General features: G+C 55.9%; 18 protein-coding genes and 1 pseudogene. 13 read left to right on the top strand and 6 right to left on the bottom strand.

What is annotated here, in order from left to right; translation table 11 throughout:
• Positions 1–151 precede the first annotated feature (151 nt).
• The 6 genes from galE to ACIOU6_RS23885 all read left to right on the top strand — a co-directional run bounded on the left by galE (position 152) and on the right by ACIOU6_RS23885 (position 6,352).
• Positions 152–1,168, top strand: coding sequence for a UDP-glucose 4-epimerase GalE (gene galE / locus ACIOU6_RS23860; RefSeq protein ID WP_401139069.1), 1,017 nt, complete (start codon positions 152–154; stop codon positions 1,166–1,168).
• A 231-nt stretch (positions 1,169–1,399) separates the two neighbouring features.
• Complete coding sequence (locus tag ACIOU6_RS23865; RefSeq protein ID WP_129394762.1) at positions 1,400–1,636, top strand: hypothetical protein; 237 nt, start codon at positions 1,400–1,402, stop codon at positions 1,634–1,636.
• A 144-nt stretch (positions 1,637–1,780) separates the two neighbouring features.
• Positions 1,781–2,842, top strand: a complete 1,062-nt coding sequence (locus ACIOU6_RS23870; RefSeq protein ID WP_401139070.1) for a polysaccharide biosynthesis/export family protein — start codon at positions 1,781–1,783, stop codon at positions 2,840–2,842.
• A gap of 11 nt (positions 2,843–2,853) precedes the next feature.
• Positions 2,854–3,519, top strand: coding sequence for a YjbF family lipoprotein (locus ACIOU6_RS23875; RefSeq protein ID WP_401139071.1), 666 nt, complete (start codon positions 2,854–2,856; stop codon positions 3,517–3,519).
• A gap of 29 nt (positions 3,520–3,548) precedes the next feature.
• Positions 3,549–4,277, top strand: coding sequence for a capsule biosynthesis GfcC family protein (locus tag ACIOU6_RS23880; protein WP_260456036.1), 729 nt, complete (start codon positions 3,549–3,551; stop codon positions 4,275–4,277).
• A complete protein-coding gene (locus ACIOU6_RS23885) occupies positions 4,274–6,352 on the top strand; it encodes a YjbH domain-containing protein (RefSeq protein ID WP_401139072.1) in 2,079 nt (692 codons plus the stop codon). Before ACIOU6_RS23880 ends, ACIOU6_RS23885 begins: the two co-directional genes overlap by 4 nt.
• Before the next feature lie 548 nt (positions 6,353–6,900).
• Here ACIOU6_RS23885 and ACIOU6_RS23890 read toward each other — a convergent pair.
• The 3 genes from ACIOU6_RS23890 to ACIOU6_RS23900 all read right to left on the bottom strand — a co-directional run bounded on the left by ACIOU6_RS23890 (position 6,901) and on the right by ACIOU6_RS23900 (position 10,339).
• Positions 6,901–8,295 (bottom strand): undecaprenyl-phosphate glucose phosphotransferase, encoded by a 1,395-nt coding sequence (locus ACIOU6_RS23890; RefSeq protein ID WP_401139073.1) that lies wholly within the window; start codon positions 8,293–8,295, stop codon positions 6,901–6,903.
• Positions 8,296–8,686: 391 nt separating this feature from the next.
• Positions 8,687–9,328, bottom strand: a complete 642-nt coding sequence (locus tag ACIOU6_RS23895; RefSeq protein ID WP_221734379.1) for a helix-turn-helix domain-containing protein — start codon at positions 9,326–9,328, stop codon at positions 8,687–8,689.
• A gap of 270 nt (positions 9,329–9,598) precedes the next feature.
• Positions 9,599–10,339, bottom strand: coding sequence for a winged helix-turn-helix domain-containing protein (locus tag ACIOU6_RS23900; RefSeq protein WP_221734378.1), 741 nt, complete (start codon positions 10,337–10,339; stop codon positions 9,599–9,601).
• 503 nt (positions 10,340–10,842) lie between these two features.
• Here ACIOU6_RS23900 and ACIOU6_RS23905 point away from each other — a divergent pair.
• The gene (locus ACIOU6_RS23905; RefSeq protein WP_221734377.1) at positions 10,843–11,676 is read left to right on the top strand and encodes an undecaprenyl-diphosphate phosphatase; all 834 of its coding nucleotides are present in this window, start codon (positions 10,843–10,845) and stop codon (positions 11,674–11,676) included.
• Positions 11,677–11,725: 49 nt separating this feature from the next.
• On the opposite strand, the gene dusA is transcribed toward ACIOU6_RS23905, so the two are convergent.
• Positions 11,726–12,700 (bottom strand): tRNA dihydrouridine(20/20a) synthase DusA, encoded by a 975-nt coding sequence (dusA, locus tag ACIOU6_RS23910; protein ID WP_401139074.1) that lies wholly within the window; start codon positions 12,698–12,700, stop codon positions 11,726–11,728.
• 139 nt (positions 12,701–12,839) lie between these two features.
• On the opposite strand from dusA, the pseudogene ACIOU6_RS23915 reads away from it, so the two are divergent.
• The 6 genes and pseudogenes from ACIOU6_RS23915 to ACIOU6_RS23940 form a co-directional block, all read left to right on the top strand.
• Positions 12,840–13,217, top strand: a pseudogene (locus ACIOU6_RS23915) (site-specific integrase); the annotation flags it as partial.
• Positions 13,218–13,564: 347 nt separating this feature from the next.
• Entirely contained in the window at positions 13,565–13,885 is a 321-nt protein-coding gene (locus tag ACIOU6_RS23920) for a YbjQ family protein (protein ID WP_221734375.1), read from the top strand.
• Positions 13,886–14,089: 204 nt separating this feature from the next.
• A complete protein-coding gene (locus ACIOU6_RS23925; RefSeq protein ID WP_260456240.1) occupies positions 14,090–14,278 on the top strand; it encodes a hypothetical protein in 189 nt (62 codons plus the stop codon).
• Positions 14,279–14,570: 292 nt separating this feature from the next.
• Entirely contained in the window at positions 14,571–14,942 is a 372-nt protein-coding gene (locus ACIOU6_RS23930; RefSeq protein WP_221734415.1) for a glycine zipper domain-containing protein, read from the top strand.
• A gap of 170 nt (positions 14,943–15,112) precedes the next feature.
• Positions 15,113–15,535, top strand: a complete 423-nt coding sequence (locus ACIOU6_RS23935; protein WP_221734416.1) for a YMGG-like glycine zipper-containing protein — start codon at positions 15,113–15,115, stop codon at positions 15,533–15,535.
• A 123-nt stretch (positions 15,536–15,658) separates the two neighbouring features.
• A complete protein-coding gene (locus tag ACIOU6_RS23940) occupies positions 15,659–15,829 on the top strand; it encodes a hypothetical protein (RefSeq protein ID WP_401139075.1) in 171 nt (56 codons plus the stop codon).
• Positions 15,830–15,890: 61 nt separating this feature from the next.
• Here the strand turns inward: ACIOU6_RS23940 and ACIOU6_RS23945 are convergent, their stop codons facing one another.
• Positions 15,891–16,277, bottom strand: a complete 387-nt coding sequence (locus ACIOU6_RS23945) for a hypothetical protein (RefSeq protein WP_221734418.1) — start codon at positions 16,275–16,277, stop codon at positions 15,891–15,893.
• The coding region (locus ACIOU6_RS23950; protein WP_401139076.1) for an RHS repeat-associated core domain-containing protein at positions 16,274–17,794 on the bottom strand (1,521 nt) is incomplete at its 5' end. The genes ACIOU6_RS23945 and ACIOU6_RS23950, both read right to left, overlap by 4 nt.

Genomic DNA, 17,794 nt, shown 5'->3' on the forward strand with positions numbered 1-17,794 from the left:
AATAGAGTGTGACCTGCAAAGATATTTATTGCCAGTCATTGAACCAGTTTTGTTTTCGGTTGTTGTCGCCTTATTTGTGTGGAGTGTCGCACAAAATCCAACAATGAGGCTTGACACACTACTTGGCACTTATTCAATAACGGACCGCGCTATGAAAATTCTAGTAACGGGTGGCGCCGGCTATATCGGCTCGCACACCACACTTGCGCTGCTTGAAGCGGGCTATGAAGTTGTCGTGCTGGATAATCTTTGCAACAGCAGTGAGGCAGCGTTGCATGCGATAGAAGTCATCTGCGGCAAAAGTGCCTGGATGATTCGGGGCGATGTCTGTGACAGAGCCTTGCTCGACCGGATTTTCCGCGAACACGCGATCGAGGCTGTGCTGCATTTTGCCGGGCTCAAGGCCGTTGGCGAGAGCGTGCGCAAGCCGCTTGAGTATTACGAAACCAACGTCAGCGGCAGCATCACGTTGTGCCAAGCGATGGCAGCGGCGGGGGTGTTTAACCTGGTGTTCAGCTCATCGGCCACGGTGTATGGCGAGCCTGAGCAAATGCCGATCCGCGAAGATTTCCCCACCGGCAATCCGACCAATCCCTACGGCCAATCCAAGCTGATCGTCGAGAACGTGCTGCGCGACCTGTGTCAGTCCGAGCCGCGCTGGAGCATCGCCCTGTTGCGTTACTTCAACCCGATCGGCGCCCACGACAGCGGCCATATGGGCGAGGACCCCAGCGGCATCCCGAACAATTTGCTGCCCTACATCAGCCAGGTGGCGGTCGGTAGCCTGCAAGAGTTGTCGATCTTCGGCGACGATTACCCCACCGTCGACGGCACGGGCGTGCGCGACTACATCCATGTCGTCGATCTGGCGGACGGGCATTTGAAGGCCTTGCAGTCCATCACCGGGCGCACCGGCATTCATACCTGGAACCTCGGCACTGGTGACGGTTACAGCGTGCTGCAAGTGCTGCACGCCTTCGAGCAGGCGAGCGGGCAGCCAGTTCCGTATCGGGTCATGCCGCGTCGCTCGGGCGATATTGCCGAGAGCTGGGCCGATGCCTCCAAGGCGGCGAGAGAACTGGGCTGGAAAGCCACGCGCAACTTACAGGACATGGTCACTGATACTTGGCGCTGGCAATCGAATCATCCCAAGGGTTACTTGCGATGATGGCCATTTAGCCCGATGTTATTTTCAGTCAGGTTGTTAGATAACGTCGGGAAATTACACTGGCAATGCTTATTGCAAGTCCGTAGATATAAACCTGCCGTTCGACTTTTATCAGTTGGGTAAGACTGTGAAAGAACAACGGATCTTGTTCGCGCTTTTTGCGGGCTTGAACTCTACCACCTCTAGCACACACCCGATTTCGATCAGGTTGAATGTTAGAAAGGAGTTGATATGAAAAAAGTAATGGCAATTGCCCTGTTGACGATGTTGAGCAACTGGGCAGCCGCCGCTGAAGCGCCGCTGACAGCGGTAACCAATGTAGGTGGCAATGTAGCGGCTTCTCAAGCGCCTGCAGCCAGTACTGCAATGGTTGCCAGTGCTGTAGCGGCGTCCAATAGCGGTGGCAGTGCCAACGGCGGTACCACCGGTACGACGGGTACCACCGGTACCACCGGCACGCACAACTAACAGGAACATTTGTTAGTGCAGTACAAGGTCGCCCGACGTAAGTCGGGTGACTTTGTTTTTGGATTCGCCCTTGAATAGCGTAGTGCCATTATGACTCGTAGTTTTTCTCTTTTAATGTTGGCAAGTCTCGCTTTGCAAGGTTGCATGTTTTCCCCCGGCCAATACCTGAGCACCAGTGACATCACCCGCCAAGGGGCCAGTGAAAGTAGCCGGGTCGAGCTGATTCCGATCACCCCCAAACTGATTGCCATGAACCGCGCCACGCAAAAGCGTGAGCCGGTGCCGGCGGCACTGTTGGCAGCGCCGGCCGAGTACCTCATCGGCAACAACGATGTCCTGTACATCACGGTGTGGGATCACCCAGAGCTGACGGCCCCGTCCGGCGCGCAACAACAGATCGACGCCAATGGCCGTCTGGTGCGTTCCGATGGCACGCTTTATTACCCCTACATCAAGGAAGTCCAGGCTGCCGGGCGAACGATTCAGCAACTGCGCTCAGACATCGAACAGCGGCTGTCGGCCTTCATCGCCGAGCCGCAAGTGGATGTCGCGGTGTTGCGTTTCGCCAGCCAGAAAGTCGTGGTGACCGGCGCGGTGACCAAGGCCGGCCCGCAAGCGATCTCCACCAATCCACTGAGTGTGGTCGAGGCCCTCGGCTCCGCCGGCATCGACACCAACAACGCTGACTTGTCCGGCCTGTTGCTGACGCGCCATGGGCAAACGTATCCGCTCAATCTCGACTCGCTCAACCAGCCGGATTCCGAGTTGCAGAACGTCTACCTCAAAGGGGGCGATAAGTTGTATCTGCCGTACAACGACAACAAGCGCATTTACGTCATGGGTGAGGTCAATCAGCCCCGTGCACTGAGCTTCAAGACCGCGACCATGAACCTCTCCGACGTACTCGGCTCGGTCGGTGGCTTGAGTCAGACCACCTCCAACGGCAACGCGGTTTACGTCATTCGCGGGGTGGAAAACCTCGATGTCGAGCCGGCGAAGATCTACCAGTTGGAGGCCCAATCGCCGACCGCCATGGCGCTCGCTTCGCACTTCCAGGTGCGTCCTCAGGATGTTGTTTATGTCGGGCCTGCCAACGTGACTCGCTGGAACCGCTTCATCAGCCAATTGGTGCCATCGGCATCGATTGTCGGTACGGGCGCTTCCGCTGCGAAGAACTGGAGCGAATACAGTAGCAACACCAAATAAGGCCGCCGACTGTGAACACGTTGAAAGTGGGCGTCTGCCTGATAGCGGCCACGTTGTTGTGTGGCTGCAACCCGTTGATGAGCGCTTCGTTGAACAACCTCAAAGCCGCGGTAATCGGCCCGGATGAAGTGAATGTGTCGCCGGATGAGGTGGCCGGGGTCAATTATCCGCAACTCAAACTGACCACGCCGTCCGGCTCCGGGGTGCTGGCGCTGGTGCGCGAGCGTGAGGATCTGCAGTTCTGGGTCGCCTCCGGCAAGCAGGTGTTGCTGCTGCGCAATGGCCTCGCCGTGCGCAGTGTTGGCCTGGGTCTGGAGGGCGATCTGGATGGCACGCGTCAGTCCGACGATTCGCCGTTCAAACAAGGCCTGCATCGGGTTGCGGATGGCTACACCACGCGGCGCTGGATCGACCTCTACAAAGGCCAGGAGGTCGGCGTCATCGTCAACAGCCGCTTCTCCCTCCGATCCACGCAAACCCTCAGAATTCTTGATAAGGACTACACCGTGCTGCGTGTCGATGAGCAGATTGACGCCCCGGCCATCGGCCTGCGGGCGACCAATCGTTATTGGGTCGATCCGCGTGACGGTTTCATTATGCAGAGCGAGCAACAACTGACCTCGCAGTTACGCGTGAAGATTGTGCAACTGACGCCTGACCGCAGGCACATCCCGTGAAGCGGCTCGGTATGTTATCGGCGAGTCTGATGTTGACCAGCGTAATGAGCCACGCCGCCGTCACCGTCAGTGGTGATGTCGCCAATCCCGGGCCGGTCGAGTTGCCGGCGAATGGGCGCTTGCTCGATGTGATCAACGAGGCCGTGCCCAATGCCGAGGGTTATTGGTTGGCGGGTGTGCTGCTGCGTCAGTCACTGCTGCAAGAGCAGGCGCGGCTCAAGGCCGGTGTGCTGTTTGATCTGGATGTGTTGCGGCGTATGGCCTTGCTCTTCGATCGACCGAGTCGCGCAGCGCTGGCTGCGCGGTTGATCGAGGACGTCCGGCAGATGCCGGTCACTGGCCGGCAGATCGCCGATCTCGATCCGGTGGCATTGGAAGTTGGCTTTGCGCGCAACATTCGTCTCGACGACGGTGATCGGCTGATCTACCCGAAGCGGGTCGACGAAGTTGAAGTGCTTGGTGCAGTCGCCGAGCCTTGCCACTTGCCGTATCAGCCCTTGCAGGAGGCTCGCGACTACCTGCAAGGCTGCACGATTCTGGCCGATGCCGAGGCTGACTATCTGTGGCTGATCCAGCCCAACGGGACTTCGCGGCGCGTTGGCATTGCCCACTGGAATCGCGAAAGCGGCCAGCTTCCCGTTGCCGGCAGCAAGATTCTTGTACCGGTAAAAAATGATGATCTTGATCCGCCTGTTCCTGAGCTGAATCAGCAGTTGGCTGAATTGATTGCCACGCAGTTGGTTGAGGTGGTTCGTTGAATTTACGGTTTGCAGCTGTGTTTTTATTACCGTGCGGGTTGGTTCATGCCGAGCCGCGCATTACCCAGAATGACTTCGGTGGCACGGGGCTGTTGCAAACGCCGACGGCGCGCATGGCGCCGGCCGGCGAGTTGAGCGTCAACGCCAACCGCACCGAGCCTTACAGCCGCTACAGCGTTTCGTTGCAGCCGCTGGATTGGCTCGAAGGTTCCTTTCGCTACACCGCAATCACCAACCGGCCTTACGGCTCCGAGGCGCTGAGTGGCAGCCAGAGCTATAAGGATAAGGCGGTCGACGCCAAAGTCCGGTTGTGGCAGGAGAGTCATTGGGCGCCCGAAGTGGCGCTGGGCTTCCGAGATATCGGCGGTACGGGGTTGTTCTCCAGTGAGTTCTTCGTCGCCAACAAGCGCTACGACAACTTCGATTTCAGCGCCGGTATCGCGTGGGGCTATATCGGCAATCGCGGCGACTTCGACAACCCTTTGGGCTACGCCGATGACCGTTTCAAAGCCCGCCCGGCAACTGAAGGTACCGGTGACGTCAACGCCGGTTCGTACTTTCGCGGCAGCCCCTCGCTTTTTGGCGGCGTGAGCTACCAGACGCCTTGGGATCGCCTCAGCCTGAAACTCGAATACGAAGGCAACGACTACAAAAGCGAACCGAAGGACAACGTGATCAAACAGGACTCGCCGATCAACCTCGGTGCGGTGTTCAAGGTCACCGATTCGATCGACCTCAGTGCGGCGTGGGAGCGTGGTAATACGGCGATGTTTGGCGTGACGTTCCACACCAATTTCGTCAGCCGCAAAGCCCCGGCCAAAACGTACGATCCAACTCCAGAGCCGTTGCCGGCAAAAATGCCGACCACGTCGATGGAGCAGGTCAATTGGGCCGACGTGTCGCAACGCCTGCAGCAGAATGCCGGCTATAAGGTCGAACGCATCAGCCAGCGGGATCGCGAGTTGGTCGTGTATGGCGAGCAACAGCGCTACTTCCATTCGTCCAAGGCTGTCGGCCGTGCGAGCCGGGTTCTCGACAACAGCGTCAACGACGACATCGACTGGTTCACCCTGGTCAACAAACGCTACGACCTGCCGCTGGAAGAAACCAGCGTACCGCGCCAGACCTTCCGTGAAGTGATCAACAACGAAGAGCCGCTGGAGTCGTTGCACCGCACCACCGAGATCAACCCGGCGATGCCGCGCAACGAGAAGACTCTCTACACCGAAGCACCGCAGCACTTCAGTTATGGCGTTGGATTGGGCTTCAAACAGAACGTTGGCGGCCCCGATGGTTTGCTCTATCAGTTCAGTGCCGATGCGGACGCCGAATACCGCTTCAACCGCAACACTTGGTGGAGCGGCCTGCTCAGTGCCAACCTGGCGAACAACTTTGACAAGTTCTCCTACGACGCGCCGAGCGGCTTGCCGCGTGTGCGCACGGATTTACGTCAATACCTGACCACCTCCGAAGTGACCATGCCGTTGTTCCAGGTCAGCCATGCCGAACAGTTGGATAAAGACCTGTACGGCATGGTTTACGGCGGGTATCTGGAGTCGATGTTTGCCGGGGTTGGCGGGGAAGTACTGTTCCGTCCGACGGGTGAGCGTTGGTCGGTGGGAGCGGATCTCAACTACGTGCGTCAGCGCGATTTTGATCAGGGTTTCGCGCTGCGTGACTACTCGGTAGTGACCGGGCACATCACGGGCTACACCGACCTGCCTTACGACACGCTGGCGGCCGTCAGCGTCGGCCGTTACCTGGCCGGAGACTGGGGCGGCACGCTGGACATCTCGCGTGAGTTTTTCAACGGCGTACGCTTTGGGGCCTGGGCGACGATCACCACCGCCGGCAGTGCCGAGTACGGTGAAGGTAGCTTCGACAAAGGCATCTACCTGTCCATTCCGTTCGACGAAATGATGAGCATGTCCACTATGCGTCGCGCCAACCTGGTGTGGGCGCCACTGACTCGTGACGGTGGCGCAAGGCTCAATCGCAGCTATCAATTGCACTCAATGACCGATAGCAGGGAAGGGGACATGTTCTATCGCAACTTCGAGAAGATCACCGAGTAACCCTCGCTAAACCGGTGAGAACCCCTGTGGAGCGGGCTTGCTCGCGAAGGCGTCGGCACATTCAGCATTAATGTTGCCTGACCCACCGCCATCGCGGGCAAGCCACGCTCCCACCGTGTTATCTGCCGAATCACAACCTCCCGGCCCGCCGAGAATCCCTGTGGGAGCGGGCTTGCTCGCGAAGGCGTCGGCACATCCAGCATCGATGTCGCCTGCCCCACCGCCATCGCAGGCAAGCCACGTTCCCACCGTGTTATCTGCCGAACCACAACCTCCCGGCCCGCCGAGAATCCCTGTGGGAGCGGGCTTGCTCGCGACGGCGTCGGCACATCCAGCATTAAAGTTGCCTGACCCACCGCCATCGCGGGCAAGCCACGTTCCCACCGTGTTATCTGCCGAATCACAACCTCCCGGCCCGCCGAGAATCCCTGTGGGAGCGGGCTTGCTCGCGAAGGCGTCGGCACATTCAGCATCGATGTCGCCTGCCCCCCAAACAACAGGCACAAAAAAGGGGACTTTCGTCCCCTCGCGGTGTTAAGCCCTCAACCTCAGTAAATATCCTTCGACAGCAGTGTAAACGGTGTCTTCACCAGGATCTTCAGGTCCAGCCACAATGACCAGCTATTGATGTATTGCAGATCGATCTCAACACGCTTCTGCATCTTGTCGATGGTGTCCGTTTCACCCCGGCAGCCGCTGATTTGAGCAAGCCCGGTGATCCCCGGTTTAATCCGGTGACGCGCCATGTAGGCAAGGATCTTCCCCGAGTAAAAATGGTTGTGCGCGACAGCATGTGGACGCGGCCCCACCAGGGCCATATGCCCTTGCAGCACGTTGAACAATTGCGGCAACTCGTCCAGCGATGTGCGACGGATAAAGCGGCCGACCGCCGTAATACGCGAGTCGTTACGGCTGGCCTGTTTCACTTCACGGTCATCATGCATACGCATCGAGCGGAATTTCCAGACCTTGATCACCTTGCCGTTCCAGCCATGGCGATCCTGCTTGAAGAACACCGGGCCGGGCGAGTTGAATTTGACCGCCAGCGCAATGACCAGCAGCACCGGACTCAGCAGGATGATGGCCAGCAGCGCCACACTTTTCTCCATCAGGCTTTTGCTCAGGGCCGCCGTCGGGCGGCTGGTCAGCGGGCTCTCGTTCAGGTAGATCGCCGGCAGACCGTCCACGACTTTCACCGAGTGATTGAGCAGCGTCAGGCTGTTCAGATCCGGCACCCAGACAACGTCCACGTTGGCCCCCAGCAAATCGACATACATCGCTTCGATTTTCGCCGCTTCGCACAGCGGCAGCGTGATGTACAAGCGGCGGATGTCGTGGGCCTCGATCAGCGCCAGCAACTCTTCCTGAGCGCCGACGATGCGCGGTGCGTCCGAGTCCAGGGCCGGCAGATCGCCGTTGCTGACCAGACCCACCAACGGCAGGTTCTCCAGTTGGTTGAGCTTCTTCGCCAAGCCCAGTGCCAGTTCGCCTGTTCCTACAATCAGGGTCTTGTGCTCGCTTTTACGCGAGCGCTGATAGAACTTCGAAAACGCATGCAGCGGCGCGTACAGCAGTGCCTGACCCAGGAAGCCATACACCGCCCAACTCAGAATCACCTGTCGTGAGAACAGTTCATCGGCCTTGCAAACAAAGGCGATGAAGGCCAGCGCCGCCATGGTCATCGACCAGCCCATCAACAGCCGACCCAACCCGGTCAGGTAGTTGTCGCGTTTGCGATAAACGCCGCTAAACGTGTAGGCCGGGACCGAGGCCAATACCGCCAGTGTTGCGCACATTCGGTAGTAGAACGCGACGGTACCGGTGTGCTGCTCAGCCAGTATGAACAACAGCGTTACAACAAAGCCCTGTGCCAGCGCCCATTGGCCCCAAAAGGTCAGTCCTTTGAGGCCTGCGCTTCGATTGATACTGAGAGAAAGATCCATACGATATCCCCAAAAGACGTCCATTCAGGTTTCAACAGTTGAAAGCCGAGTTGTTAGTCAGAGTTATTGTTTTTGTTTTAACGAGTGTCCTGAGGTAACAACGTCGATAGGTCGAACTGTCGTCAATCAATAGACTAAGTTATTGTCGGGAATGGTGTCTGACGAGTTCTAACAAGGTGGCACAGTGCCAACTTTTAAATAATTAAATAGAGGGGTGTTAGAAAAGGTCGTGGAGGAGGGGGTGAATAGATGATGTCGTTTTTGTTACTGTTGGAGGGGTGGAGGCATGGAAGTCTTATTTAGCGAAGGGAGGTAAAGTCAAACAGAGTGCTCTTCTTGTTTTTGTAGTCGCACTGTTATCTGTTTGCTTTGTACGGAACGGTCGCCGTGTTTACGCGACGATTTCCTGGATGAGGCAATAACCGCGATTTCTTACGGCGCGGAACAATCGTTCACCATTGCTGGCGCTTTTGAATTTGTCTTGCAGGCGACTCAGGCACATTTCCAGGCCGCGATACTGCTCCGGCTCTCGGCCGATGCTGAGGATCAGGTCATCGCGACTGACAACACGCTCTTCATGGTTAAGCATTTTCTTGACCAATGCTGTTTCCAGGCCAGTCAGACTGATTTCGACGCCTTCTTTGCTCAGTGCGCCCTGATCATTATCGAGATGCCAGGTTTCGCTGCAAGGCGTGTCGCCCATGATGACTGGAGGCGTGTTTGCCGAGACGCTGTGAAATGGATTCGCCGACTGTGCAGCCAGCCATTCGGACTCAAGAGTGGCTAATATTCGCTGTGTGTCATGTTCAATCGTACGGGCGACGTTTCTTCGGGTGCCGTTTGGGTAGGTGAACTCCATCAGCATGGGGGCGGAAGAGGGCGAAGTAGCACCTTCAATAAACATTTGTGCCTGAGACGTACCAAACGAATTGAAGCGCTTGCTGGACAACATGCTCTCAAGTTCACGCTGCGAACTTGTACTGTGAGTCACGACAACAAAATATTTTCTTGGGAGGGTTGTACTAGTTTCCATGTCTCTCTCCTAAATACACACCAAAAATGGCTAAAAGATAAATCGGCAGGCGAGCAATGACTTCCTTGGAAGTAATCGATAGGCAGGGTCTGGGCCCAATGATAGCCCTCGATGAATTCCACTCGATCTGCTGCTATGTTGTTGAATTTATTATTATGTTGGCGTGCTCATTCAAGCGCTTTGTTATTAGTAGACGTGAGGTATAACTAGAGCTATATGGTTGCATCAGACGATCCTTCGTAAGTATGCAAAAGGGATGGTGCCCTTGAGTCAGGCAGTCGATATCAGACCGCGCATCAGGCGATAGCCGTAGCCGCGGATACTCTGAATCGCGTTCGTACCATACATGTCCTTGATTTTTCCACGCAAGCGGCTGATTGATTTTTCCAGCGCCCTGGGGTCGTAGAAATTGGTATTGAGCCCCATGATATCGGCGATTTCATCGTGGCTGAGGATGTGATTACTGGTTTGCGCAAAGGCTTCCAGGATCTTCATTTCAGCGAAAGAAATATCCAGCTTCTTGCTGGTATCCATCAGGCAGATACGAGTGGGGTCGAGTGTCAGATTGACTTCTCTTTGCCATTCTTCACTGTTGAAGAATTCGCCAAGTGACTCGGCGCCATCGTCGCAAGGAGTGTTGACCTTGATACAAAAGTCCGCCCCGGCCAGATAATACTTGATCTTGTTGAAGGCGCCGCGACCGCTGATGACCGCACAAATGATAGGTTTCAAGTTGTCGGTGCGCAGGCTCTCCACCAGCGCAAGATTCTCTTCAAGAGCTTGGGGGCTGTCGATGACAATGAAGATGGCTCGATACGAACCAGGGTGTTCATTCTGCTCATATGAACTAGTGTAGGCGTTGGCATCCAGTGCCATATCGCTTCGTATGTGCCGGGCGATCAGTGCTCTAAAATGTTCAGCCACGCCACGGGTTCGACCCAGAGTGAGAACGCCGGGTTCATCGTTTGTCGGGCGCGGACTTCTAGTCGCCAAGTTCCCTGAGAGCATCATGCATTGACTCGAATTAAGTGCTGACATCGGGATGTTAAAGCACTAATTCTCATCTGTGACTGACAATTGGTAACATTCACGCGATTTTTAGACGTGGCTCCCGAGTTTTATAACAATAATTAAGCATTTCATGCTTTTAGTTGATTTTCTCGGGGGGCTGAACTAGCTGCTAGATGGTGGCAATATGAAATTGTGCCACTATTTTGAATCAGTGGCCATTACTGTCTTGTGTCCTTTTGCCATTATCTAGCCATCGAAGAGAGTGTGATATTGATCACACTTTTCCCGGTTGGCAAACTTTTTCTATTAAAGTGCCTAAATATTTTCCGAGTAGTTCGTAGGCGGACGATTACTAACATGGCTTGAGTGTGTCTTTTAATAAGGCATATTCTGCGTCGCCTACTCAGCAATGGGCCGATATAGCAATTGTTTCAATACAGATACTCAATTTCTGAGTGCAGTTTTAACGGGTCGCTCGCCACGAGCACTCTGACGGAGGATTAATGGATTTCTGGACCCTTTTCCAGGTGTTGATATTAGGTGCGGTAGAGGGCCTGACCGAGTTCCTGCCTATCTCAAGTACCGGCCACCAGATTATCGTCGCCGACTTGCTGGATTTCGGCGGCGAACGCGCAATGGCCTTCAACATCATTATTCAACTGGGGGCCATTCTTGCCGTCGTTTGGGAGTTCCGGCCGAAGATCTTCGCCATCGTCAAAGGTTTGCCCACTGAGCGTAATGCTCAGCGCTTCACCCTCAACTTGCTGATCGCCTTTCTCCCCGCCGTTGTACTGGGAGTATTGTTCGCTGACAAAATCCATCAATACCTGTTCAACCCCATCACCGTCGCTGTGGCCTTGGTCGTCGGCGGTGTTGTGATGCTATGGGCCGAACAGCGTAATCACGTAGTGAGTGTCGATCACGTCGACGACATGCACTGGTCTGACGCGCTAAAGGTCGGTTTCGTACAATGCCTGGCGATGATTCCAGGCACCTCGCGCTCCGGCTCAACCATCATCGGCGGCCTGCTGTTCGGTCTGTCGCGCAAAGCCGCCACCGAGTTCTCGTTCTTCCTCGCCATGCCAACGATGGTAGGCGCCGCCGTTTATTCAGGCTACAAGTACCGCGACCTGTTTCAGCAAAGTGACCTGCCAGTCTTCGCCCTCGGCTTCGTTACTGCGTTTATTTTCGCGATGATCGCCGTGCGCGGCCTGCTCAAGTTCATCGCCAACCACAGTTACGCCGCGTTCGCCTGGTATCGGATCGCGTTTGGCTTGCTGATATTGGCAACGTGGCTCTTCGGCTGGGTGAACTGGACGGCGGCAGCGGCGGGATGAGGATCAAACCAGGCGAATCAACTCGCCTGGCCAGTTTGAGGGGAGGGCATCAACGGCCTTCAAGCAACTCCGCCGCCTGATCCAGCAACGCCAGCGGATCCTTGGCCTTGTGAATATCCACCGACAACAACTGACGAAACTTGCGCGCCCCCGGGAACCCGGTGCCCAAGCCCAGCACATGGCGAGTGATGTGATGCATCGAGCCACCGGCCAGCAAATGCTCGGCAATATAAGGCCGCAACTGCGCCAGCGCCTCAGCGCGGCTGATCACCGGCGCTGAACTACCAAACAACTGCCGATCCACCTCCGCCAGCAAATACGGATTGTGATAAGCCTCACGCCCTAGCATTACACCGTCGAAGGTCTGCAAATGCTCATGGCAAGCCTCTATCGTCTTGATCCCGCCGTTCAGCACAATCTCCAACTCTGGAAAATCCGCCTTCAACTGTGCGGCAACGTCATAGCGCAACGGCGGAATGTCGCGATTTTCCTTCGGCGACAACCCCTCCAGAATTGCAATCCGCGCATGGACTGTAAAACTGGTACACCCGGCATCCCGCACCGTCCCGACGAAATCACACAACTGCTCGTAACTGTCGCGCCCATTGATCCCGATTCGATGCTTCACCGTCACCGGAATCGACACTGCATCGCGCATCGCCTTTACACAATCGGCCACCAGTTGCGGATGTCCCATCAGGCACGCACCGATCATGTTGTTCTGCACACGATCGCTTGGGCAGCCGACATTGAGATTCACCTCGTCATAACCGTGTTCCTCAGCCATCCGCGCGCAAGCGGCCAGATCCAACGGAACGCTACCGCCCAGCTGCAACGCCAGCGGATGCTCGGCTTCGTTGTGACGGAGGAAACGTTCGTGATCGCCGTTAAGGAGCGCGCCGGTGGTGACCATCTCGGTGTAGAGCAGGGCGTTCTTCGACAGCAGGCGTAGGAAGAACCGGCAATGGCGGTCAGTCCAATCCATCATGGGGGCAACACTAAAGCGCCGAGACAGCGTAGGCATTGGTTTTACTGGGCTAAGGCTATGATTCTGTACCATTTTACTCAACGTGTTTTCGGCGTGTTTTGGGGCGTTTTCAGGCGTTTTTCAGGTCTCGGTGGTGCGATCTACCACATCAAAACCGACGCGTACCACTTTCGATATGGCAGCTATCAGGGCAAGAAAACTGGCAGATGGGTCTGTGAGCTCCACTGCTCAGATCCGCATCAAGCGCGCTGGAGTGCAAGTCTACCAAGAGAGCTAGACCTTCGCCCGGAAACAGGCTGCGCAAGCGTGTGCTTGTAAGCGTGAATCGGAACTCAATGAGCCTGGCGCTATCGAGCGGGCGAGCCGCAAGGGCGCAACTGCCAAAGAGATGATTGATCAGTACCTGCGCGAAGTCGAAAAAGCGCGGCCGCTGGGCAAGACCCAAAAGATTACGCTCACGGCCCTCGTTGTCAGCTCCTTCGGCAAGCTCAATGACACCGACATCAATACGCAGTGCTTGGTGGAATTCGCCCTGTGGCGGATGAGTGGCGAAAGGGAGGCCTCCCGTTCCTCATCAAAACGATCCGCCACATAGTCGCCTGGGATGCTTCCTGCGACGCTTCCCGCAACCACAACTGCGATTGCGTAAACCGGGGCGGCGGGGCCGCATAGCATCGATATATTCAGTTCAGCCAACGCGGCATCGAGGATAATCCCTCGGCGCCCGGCTTCTTTAGGTTTGTTGTTGGTTTTGTAGATCTCTGAGGCAGCAAAGGCAGCGGTTATGATCCAAGCGACTTTTCCCGTGACCCAGCATTAGGCGTGATGATCAACAGAGCAAGCGCTCAAGCTCGACTCAGTTGATAATCACTTTTTTCAGGTATGACAAGGATTGATCGGATGATTATCACCACCACGCCCTCAATCGAGGGGCGTCAAATAACGGCTTATCTGGATGTCGTTAGTGCCGAATCCGTGCAGGGCGTGAACGTGATTCGCGACATGTTTGCGGGGATGAGGGATTTTTTTGGTGGGCGCTCTCAGACCTTGGAGCGTGCGTTGAAAGAGGCGCGTATCCAGGCAACTGACGAGATCAAGGAACGAGCGCGTGCCTTGCAGGCGGACGCTTTGGTTGGAGTGGACTTCGAGATCAGCATGCCTGCGGGCAAGGGCGGTATGGTTGTGGTGTTCGCAACAGGGACAGCGGTCAAGTTGCGCTGATTATCGGCCCAAACTCGGTGGCCGATAGATTTCGCTGTCACCGTGTTTAAGTTGTTTTCAGTGGGTGTAGGCCGCTCGTCGGGCATGGGTCGATCTGAACCGCAAGTCCAGGAATGACCAGCTAGTCTCAAAAGTCTTGGAGGTCGATATTTTTTCAGGCAAAAGAGCTTTGCTGGTGTCGACCCATTTCTCAGGGGCGAAGGTATGACTGATCCGTATATCGAAGACGATGGCGCTGAGTTTCCATTGAACAATTGCGTACGATGCGGCCAGACCGATTATCAGGCTGGCTTTGGCGAGGATCCGGTTCAGATCGGCAAGATCAAGTCCGCGGCGCCAAAAGGACCGAAGGCAAAGTTCCTGCCCAGGGTCGCGACTCGTGCCCGAAAATAGTCCTGCAGCGAGCGACCCCGCCAACAAGCGGGGTTTTTTGTGTCTGACGAGTAGGCTGGAAATTTCCTACAGATGGCGGGTGGGTTGGCAATGCTTTCACAAACTTTTCACGTCTTTCAAAGTAGGGTGAAGCCATCCGTTAGAAAGCAAGTCTCCAGCCCGTCTCCCCAGCGGGCTTTTTTTTGCCTGCGATAAAACCTTTTGCGAAATCGCTGTCCAATCGGCGCTGAGTGCGTACCAACAGCATTGAATTCCGGCCTTTTGTGTCATCCCAATTTTTGAGGTTTTTGTCATGCGTTTAACACTGCCTGCTCTGGTTCTTGGGCTTCTGGTTGCTCAAGGTGCAATGGCTGCTGGTGATGGCACAGCTGCGCTCGGCGGTGGCCTGGGTGGCGCGCTGGGTAACGTGGTCGGCCAGAAAATGGGCGGCAGCAATGGCGCAGCGATTGGTGCTGGCGTGGCAGGCGCCGCAGGAAGTGCAATGGGGGCGCGTAAAGGCAGCCGGACCAAAGCAGCCATTGGCGGCGGTGTCGGTGCGGCCGGTGGTTCGATCATCGGCAACAGCCTCGGTGGCAGGAACGGTGCGACCATCGGTGCGGGTCTTGGTGGTGCGGCTGGCGGTGCGGTGGGCAGTAATCTGTCGAAAGGTCACAAGCGCCACTGAGACTGATCGTCTGTCTTCGTCCTGAAATAGGTTTAATCCCGTTCCACCTAAACGCCCGGTGCACCCCATCGGGCTTTTTCGTTGGTGAACGTTTTTTCCTCAGGCGCCTCCAATCTTACATAGGCCCTTTTTTGGGCGGACTTTCCCGATTCGGGAACTGTGAGGTTCATATGCGACTGTCATTATCTGCACTGTTTTTCGGATTGCTGGTTTCGCAAGGCGTAATGGCTGCCGGCGACGGCACGGCGGCTGTAGGGGGCGGGCTGGGTGGTGCGTTGGGCAACGTGGTCGGCGGGCAACTCGGCGGGAGTACAGGCGCGGCAGTGGGGGCGGGTGTTGGCGGTGCGGCGGGCAGTGCCGTCGGGGCGAATAAACGCAATCGTACGGAAGCCGCCATTGGCGGAGGCCTCGGCGCAGCCGGCGGCTCGGTGATCGGTAACAGCCTGGGTGGTTCCACGGGGTCAACCATCGGTGCAGGATTGGGTGGCGCGGCGGGTGGTGCGGTCGGCAATAATCTGGGTGGCGATGGCGGGAAGTCTCATTCCGGTGGTGGTCATAAACATAAGAACAAACATAAAAACCGACATCATTGATTTAAGATTCAACAGAAACCCGGCCGTGTGCCGGGTTTCTTGTTTCTGTTGGTCAGTCGTTGGAACGATTGGCCCTGGGGCTTTTCGAACGTCATACACTCCCCCCAATTCATGAGGTTTGCCATGACTCCCGAAACTGAAGGCAAGGAAGAGAAAGGCCCGAGTGGGCTGCCGTATATCAATGATCCGGGGAATGAGGATCCGGGGTCGCTGATGGATGATGCGACGGTGCCGTTGGATGATGCGGATGATGCGGATGATATCTTGGATGACGAGGAGGAAGATGAGCAGTGAAGGGGATTTTCATCCCCCTATCTGGAAGGTGAGGGGCCTGGATTAGGCCTCTCATTGAGGTTTAAGACGTTATCCAGTTTAAATAGAATGTTCTTTGCTCTTCCGGGTCGTTCGTGAGATTTTCTTCCTCATAGTCAAATATGAAAACAACCTCTTCCAAAGAAGGTTTTTTACCCATCACTAATTCGTATGCTTTTAAACCGAGCGACATTTGGGATGACATGCTCGATGGATGCACATTGATTTTCGAGCCCTTGCAAAAAAAACGTATGTGAGGGTTGCTTTTTCTCAGTAATCCAAAGCACTTATAAAAATCGCGATCTGTATAAGTTTGGCTGCTTTGGTTTTCTAAGTTTAGAGTTATAGATACCTTTGTGTCGTCACAGATGAGTTCGACTTCTTGTTTTTTATCGTTGATCCCTATTGTTACTTTGATGTTGGAAATCATCTATCTATTCTCCTGTATGGATTTGGAATGGAGTAGCCAAATTCTCTGCCGTCGTCAATGATTATGGTTGCGCCAAGGATGTCTTCTCTTCTGATCCTGCCAGGAATGGCAACCTCCTGTTCTTTCTCGAATTTATATGCTGCACCTAGTTCCTTTTTGAGGTCGTGACCTGGGATCATTTTTAGTGTGTAGAGAAATCCGGTTTTTGTACCGTGTCCAGTAGCAAACGTTTTTCCCACTTCTCTAGATGGTGATGTGCTAATGAAGTTGCTGGGTGGAAAGTCACTGTCGATTGAGTGGAGCAGTAGGTCATTGCTGTCACCTTTACTTTTAAACCCGTATTCAAAAATTTCTGAGGGATCTTTCATGTCGCCACGGTATAAATACTCATGGTTTGTTTGTGGGGTAGGGAGGGTTGGGTGATCCTCACCATTTTGTACTCTCCTTGTTGGATCATTTTTTTCAGAAGTTCGCTTACATTCATCGCCACCCGGACAGGAACTCAACCCCAACGGATCCACCCACCCCGTCGGATTCGGCACATACCGATACTGATTCAACCCACCCGCCAACTTCACCGGGTCCGGTGTCAGATACCTGCCCAACCGTGGGTCGTAATACCGGTGCCGGTTGTAATGCAGCCCGCTCTCCCCATCGAAATACTGCCCCTGAAACCGCAGCGGCTGGTCCAGGTATTCCTCGCCAGCCAGGGTGATCGCCGAGACTTTGCCGTAGGCGTCGTATTGCGCGGACCAGACGATGTCGCCGCTGTAGTCGGTGAGTTCCTGCGGGGTGCCGAGGTGGTCGAGTTGGTAGTAGAACGGGCAGGCTTTTTTTGGGCCTTTGCCGTCGAGCAGTGCCAGCGGGCGGAAGGTGCCGGGTTCGTAGACGTAGCTGCGGTACTGGCTTTGGCTGCTTTCGGCGACGAGGTGGTCGCCTTGCCAGAAGAACTCGGTGGTTTCGCCGTCGACGGTTTTGCGGATGCGGCGGCCGAAGGCGTCGTATTGGTAGCTCGCGGTTTTGCCGTCGGGGCGGGTCAGGCCGATGAGGCGGTGCTGGCAGTCGTAGCGGTATTCGGTGACGAGTTTTTGCCCGGTGCCGCGGCGTTCGCGGATCAGGTTGCCGAAGGCGTCGTAGTCGTAATGGCGATCGCCCTGCATCAGCAGGCGGTTGCCTTCAACGCGGGACGGGCCGGGGCGGTCCTGCATGAGCAGGTTGCCGGCCGGGTCGTGGGCAAAGGATTCCGGCAGTTCGTCGCGTGAGTGACGCACGCGGATCAAGCGGTCGAGCGCGTCGTAGCCGTAGGTGCGCTGGCCGTGGCGGGTGTCGGCAATATGTTCCAGGTTGCCGTTGGCGCTGTAGGCATAATCGCGCCGATACAACGAAGCGTGCTGATGGCCTACGGCGTGAGCGAGCAATCGACCCTGATCGTCGTAGGCATATTCGCTGAGCAGCAGGCCTTGCTGGCGATGCTGTTCGCGACCGGCGCGGTAGACATGCTGCGTCAGTGGCGCGCC

Source organism: Pseudomonas sp. NPDC087615, from assembly GCF_044743445.1.
GTDB lineage: Bacteria > Pseudomonadota > Gammaproteobacteria > Pseudomonadales > Pseudomonadaceae > Aquipseudomonas > Aquipseudomonas baetica_A.

What these genes read in the sequence shown, in the direction of transcription:
- galE (WP_401139069.1), top strand. Translation starts at nt 152, where the DNA reads ATGAAAATTCTAGTAACGGGTGGCGCCGGCTATATCGGCTCGCACACC.
- ACIOU6_RS23865 (WP_129394762.1), top strand. Translation starts at nt 1,400, where the DNA reads ATGAAAAAAGTAATGGCAATTGCCCTGTTGACGATGTTGAGCAACTGG.
- ACIOU6_RS23870 (WP_401139070.1), top strand. Translation starts at nt 1,781, where the DNA reads ATGTTTTCCCCCGGCCAATACCTGAGCACCAGTGACATCACCCGCCAA.
- ACIOU6_RS23880 (WP_260456036.1), top strand. Translation starts at nt 3,549, where the DNA reads ATGTTGACCAGCGTAATGAGCCACGCCGCCGTCACCGTCAGTGGTGAT.
- ACIOU6_RS23890 (WP_401139073.1), bottom strand. Translation starts at nt 8,295, where the DNA reads ATGGATCTTTCTCTCAGTATCAATCGAAGCGCAGGCCTCAAAGGACTG.
- ACIOU6_RS23895 (WP_221734379.1), bottom strand. Translation starts at nt 9,328, where the DNA reads ATGGAAACTAGTACAACCCTCCCAAGAAAATATTTTGTTGTCGTGACT.
- ACIOU6_RS23900 (WP_221734378.1), bottom strand. Translation starts at nt 10,339, where the DNA reads ATGATGCTCTCAGGGAACTTGGCGACTAGAAGTCCGCGCCCGACAAAC.
- ACIOU6_RS23905 (WP_221734377.1), top strand. Translation starts at nt 10,843, where the DNA reads ATGGATTTCTGGACCCTTTTCCAGGTGTTGATATTAGGTGCGGTAGAG.
- dusA (WP_401139074.1), bottom strand. Translation starts at nt 12,700, where the DNA reads ATGCCTACGCTGTCTCGGCGCTTTAGTGTTGCCCCCATGATGGATTGG.
- ACIOU6_RS23920 (WP_221734375.1), top strand. Translation starts at nt 13,565, where the DNA reads ATGATTATCACCACCACGCCCTCAATCGAGGGGCGTCAAATAACGGCT.
- ACIOU6_RS23925 (WP_260456240.1), top strand. Translation starts at nt 14,090, where the DNA reads ATGACTGATCCGTATATCGAAGACGATGGCGCTGAGTTTCCATTGAAC.
- ACIOU6_RS23930 (WP_221734415.1), top strand. Translation starts at nt 14,571, where the DNA reads ATGCGTTTAACACTGCCTGCTCTGGTTCTTGGGCTTCTGGTTGCTCAA.
- ACIOU6_RS23935 (WP_221734416.1), top strand. Translation starts at nt 15,113, where the DNA reads ATGCGACTGTCATTATCTGCACTGTTTTTCGGATTGCTGGTTTCGCAA.
- ACIOU6_RS23940 (WP_401139075.1), top strand. Translation starts at nt 15,659, where the DNA reads ATGACTCCCGAAACTGAAGGCAAGGAAGAGAAAGGCCCGAGTGGGCTG.
- ACIOU6_RS23945 (WP_221734418.1), bottom strand. Translation starts at nt 16,277, where the DNA reads ATGATTTCCAACATCAAAGTAACAATAGGGATCAACGATAAAAAACAA.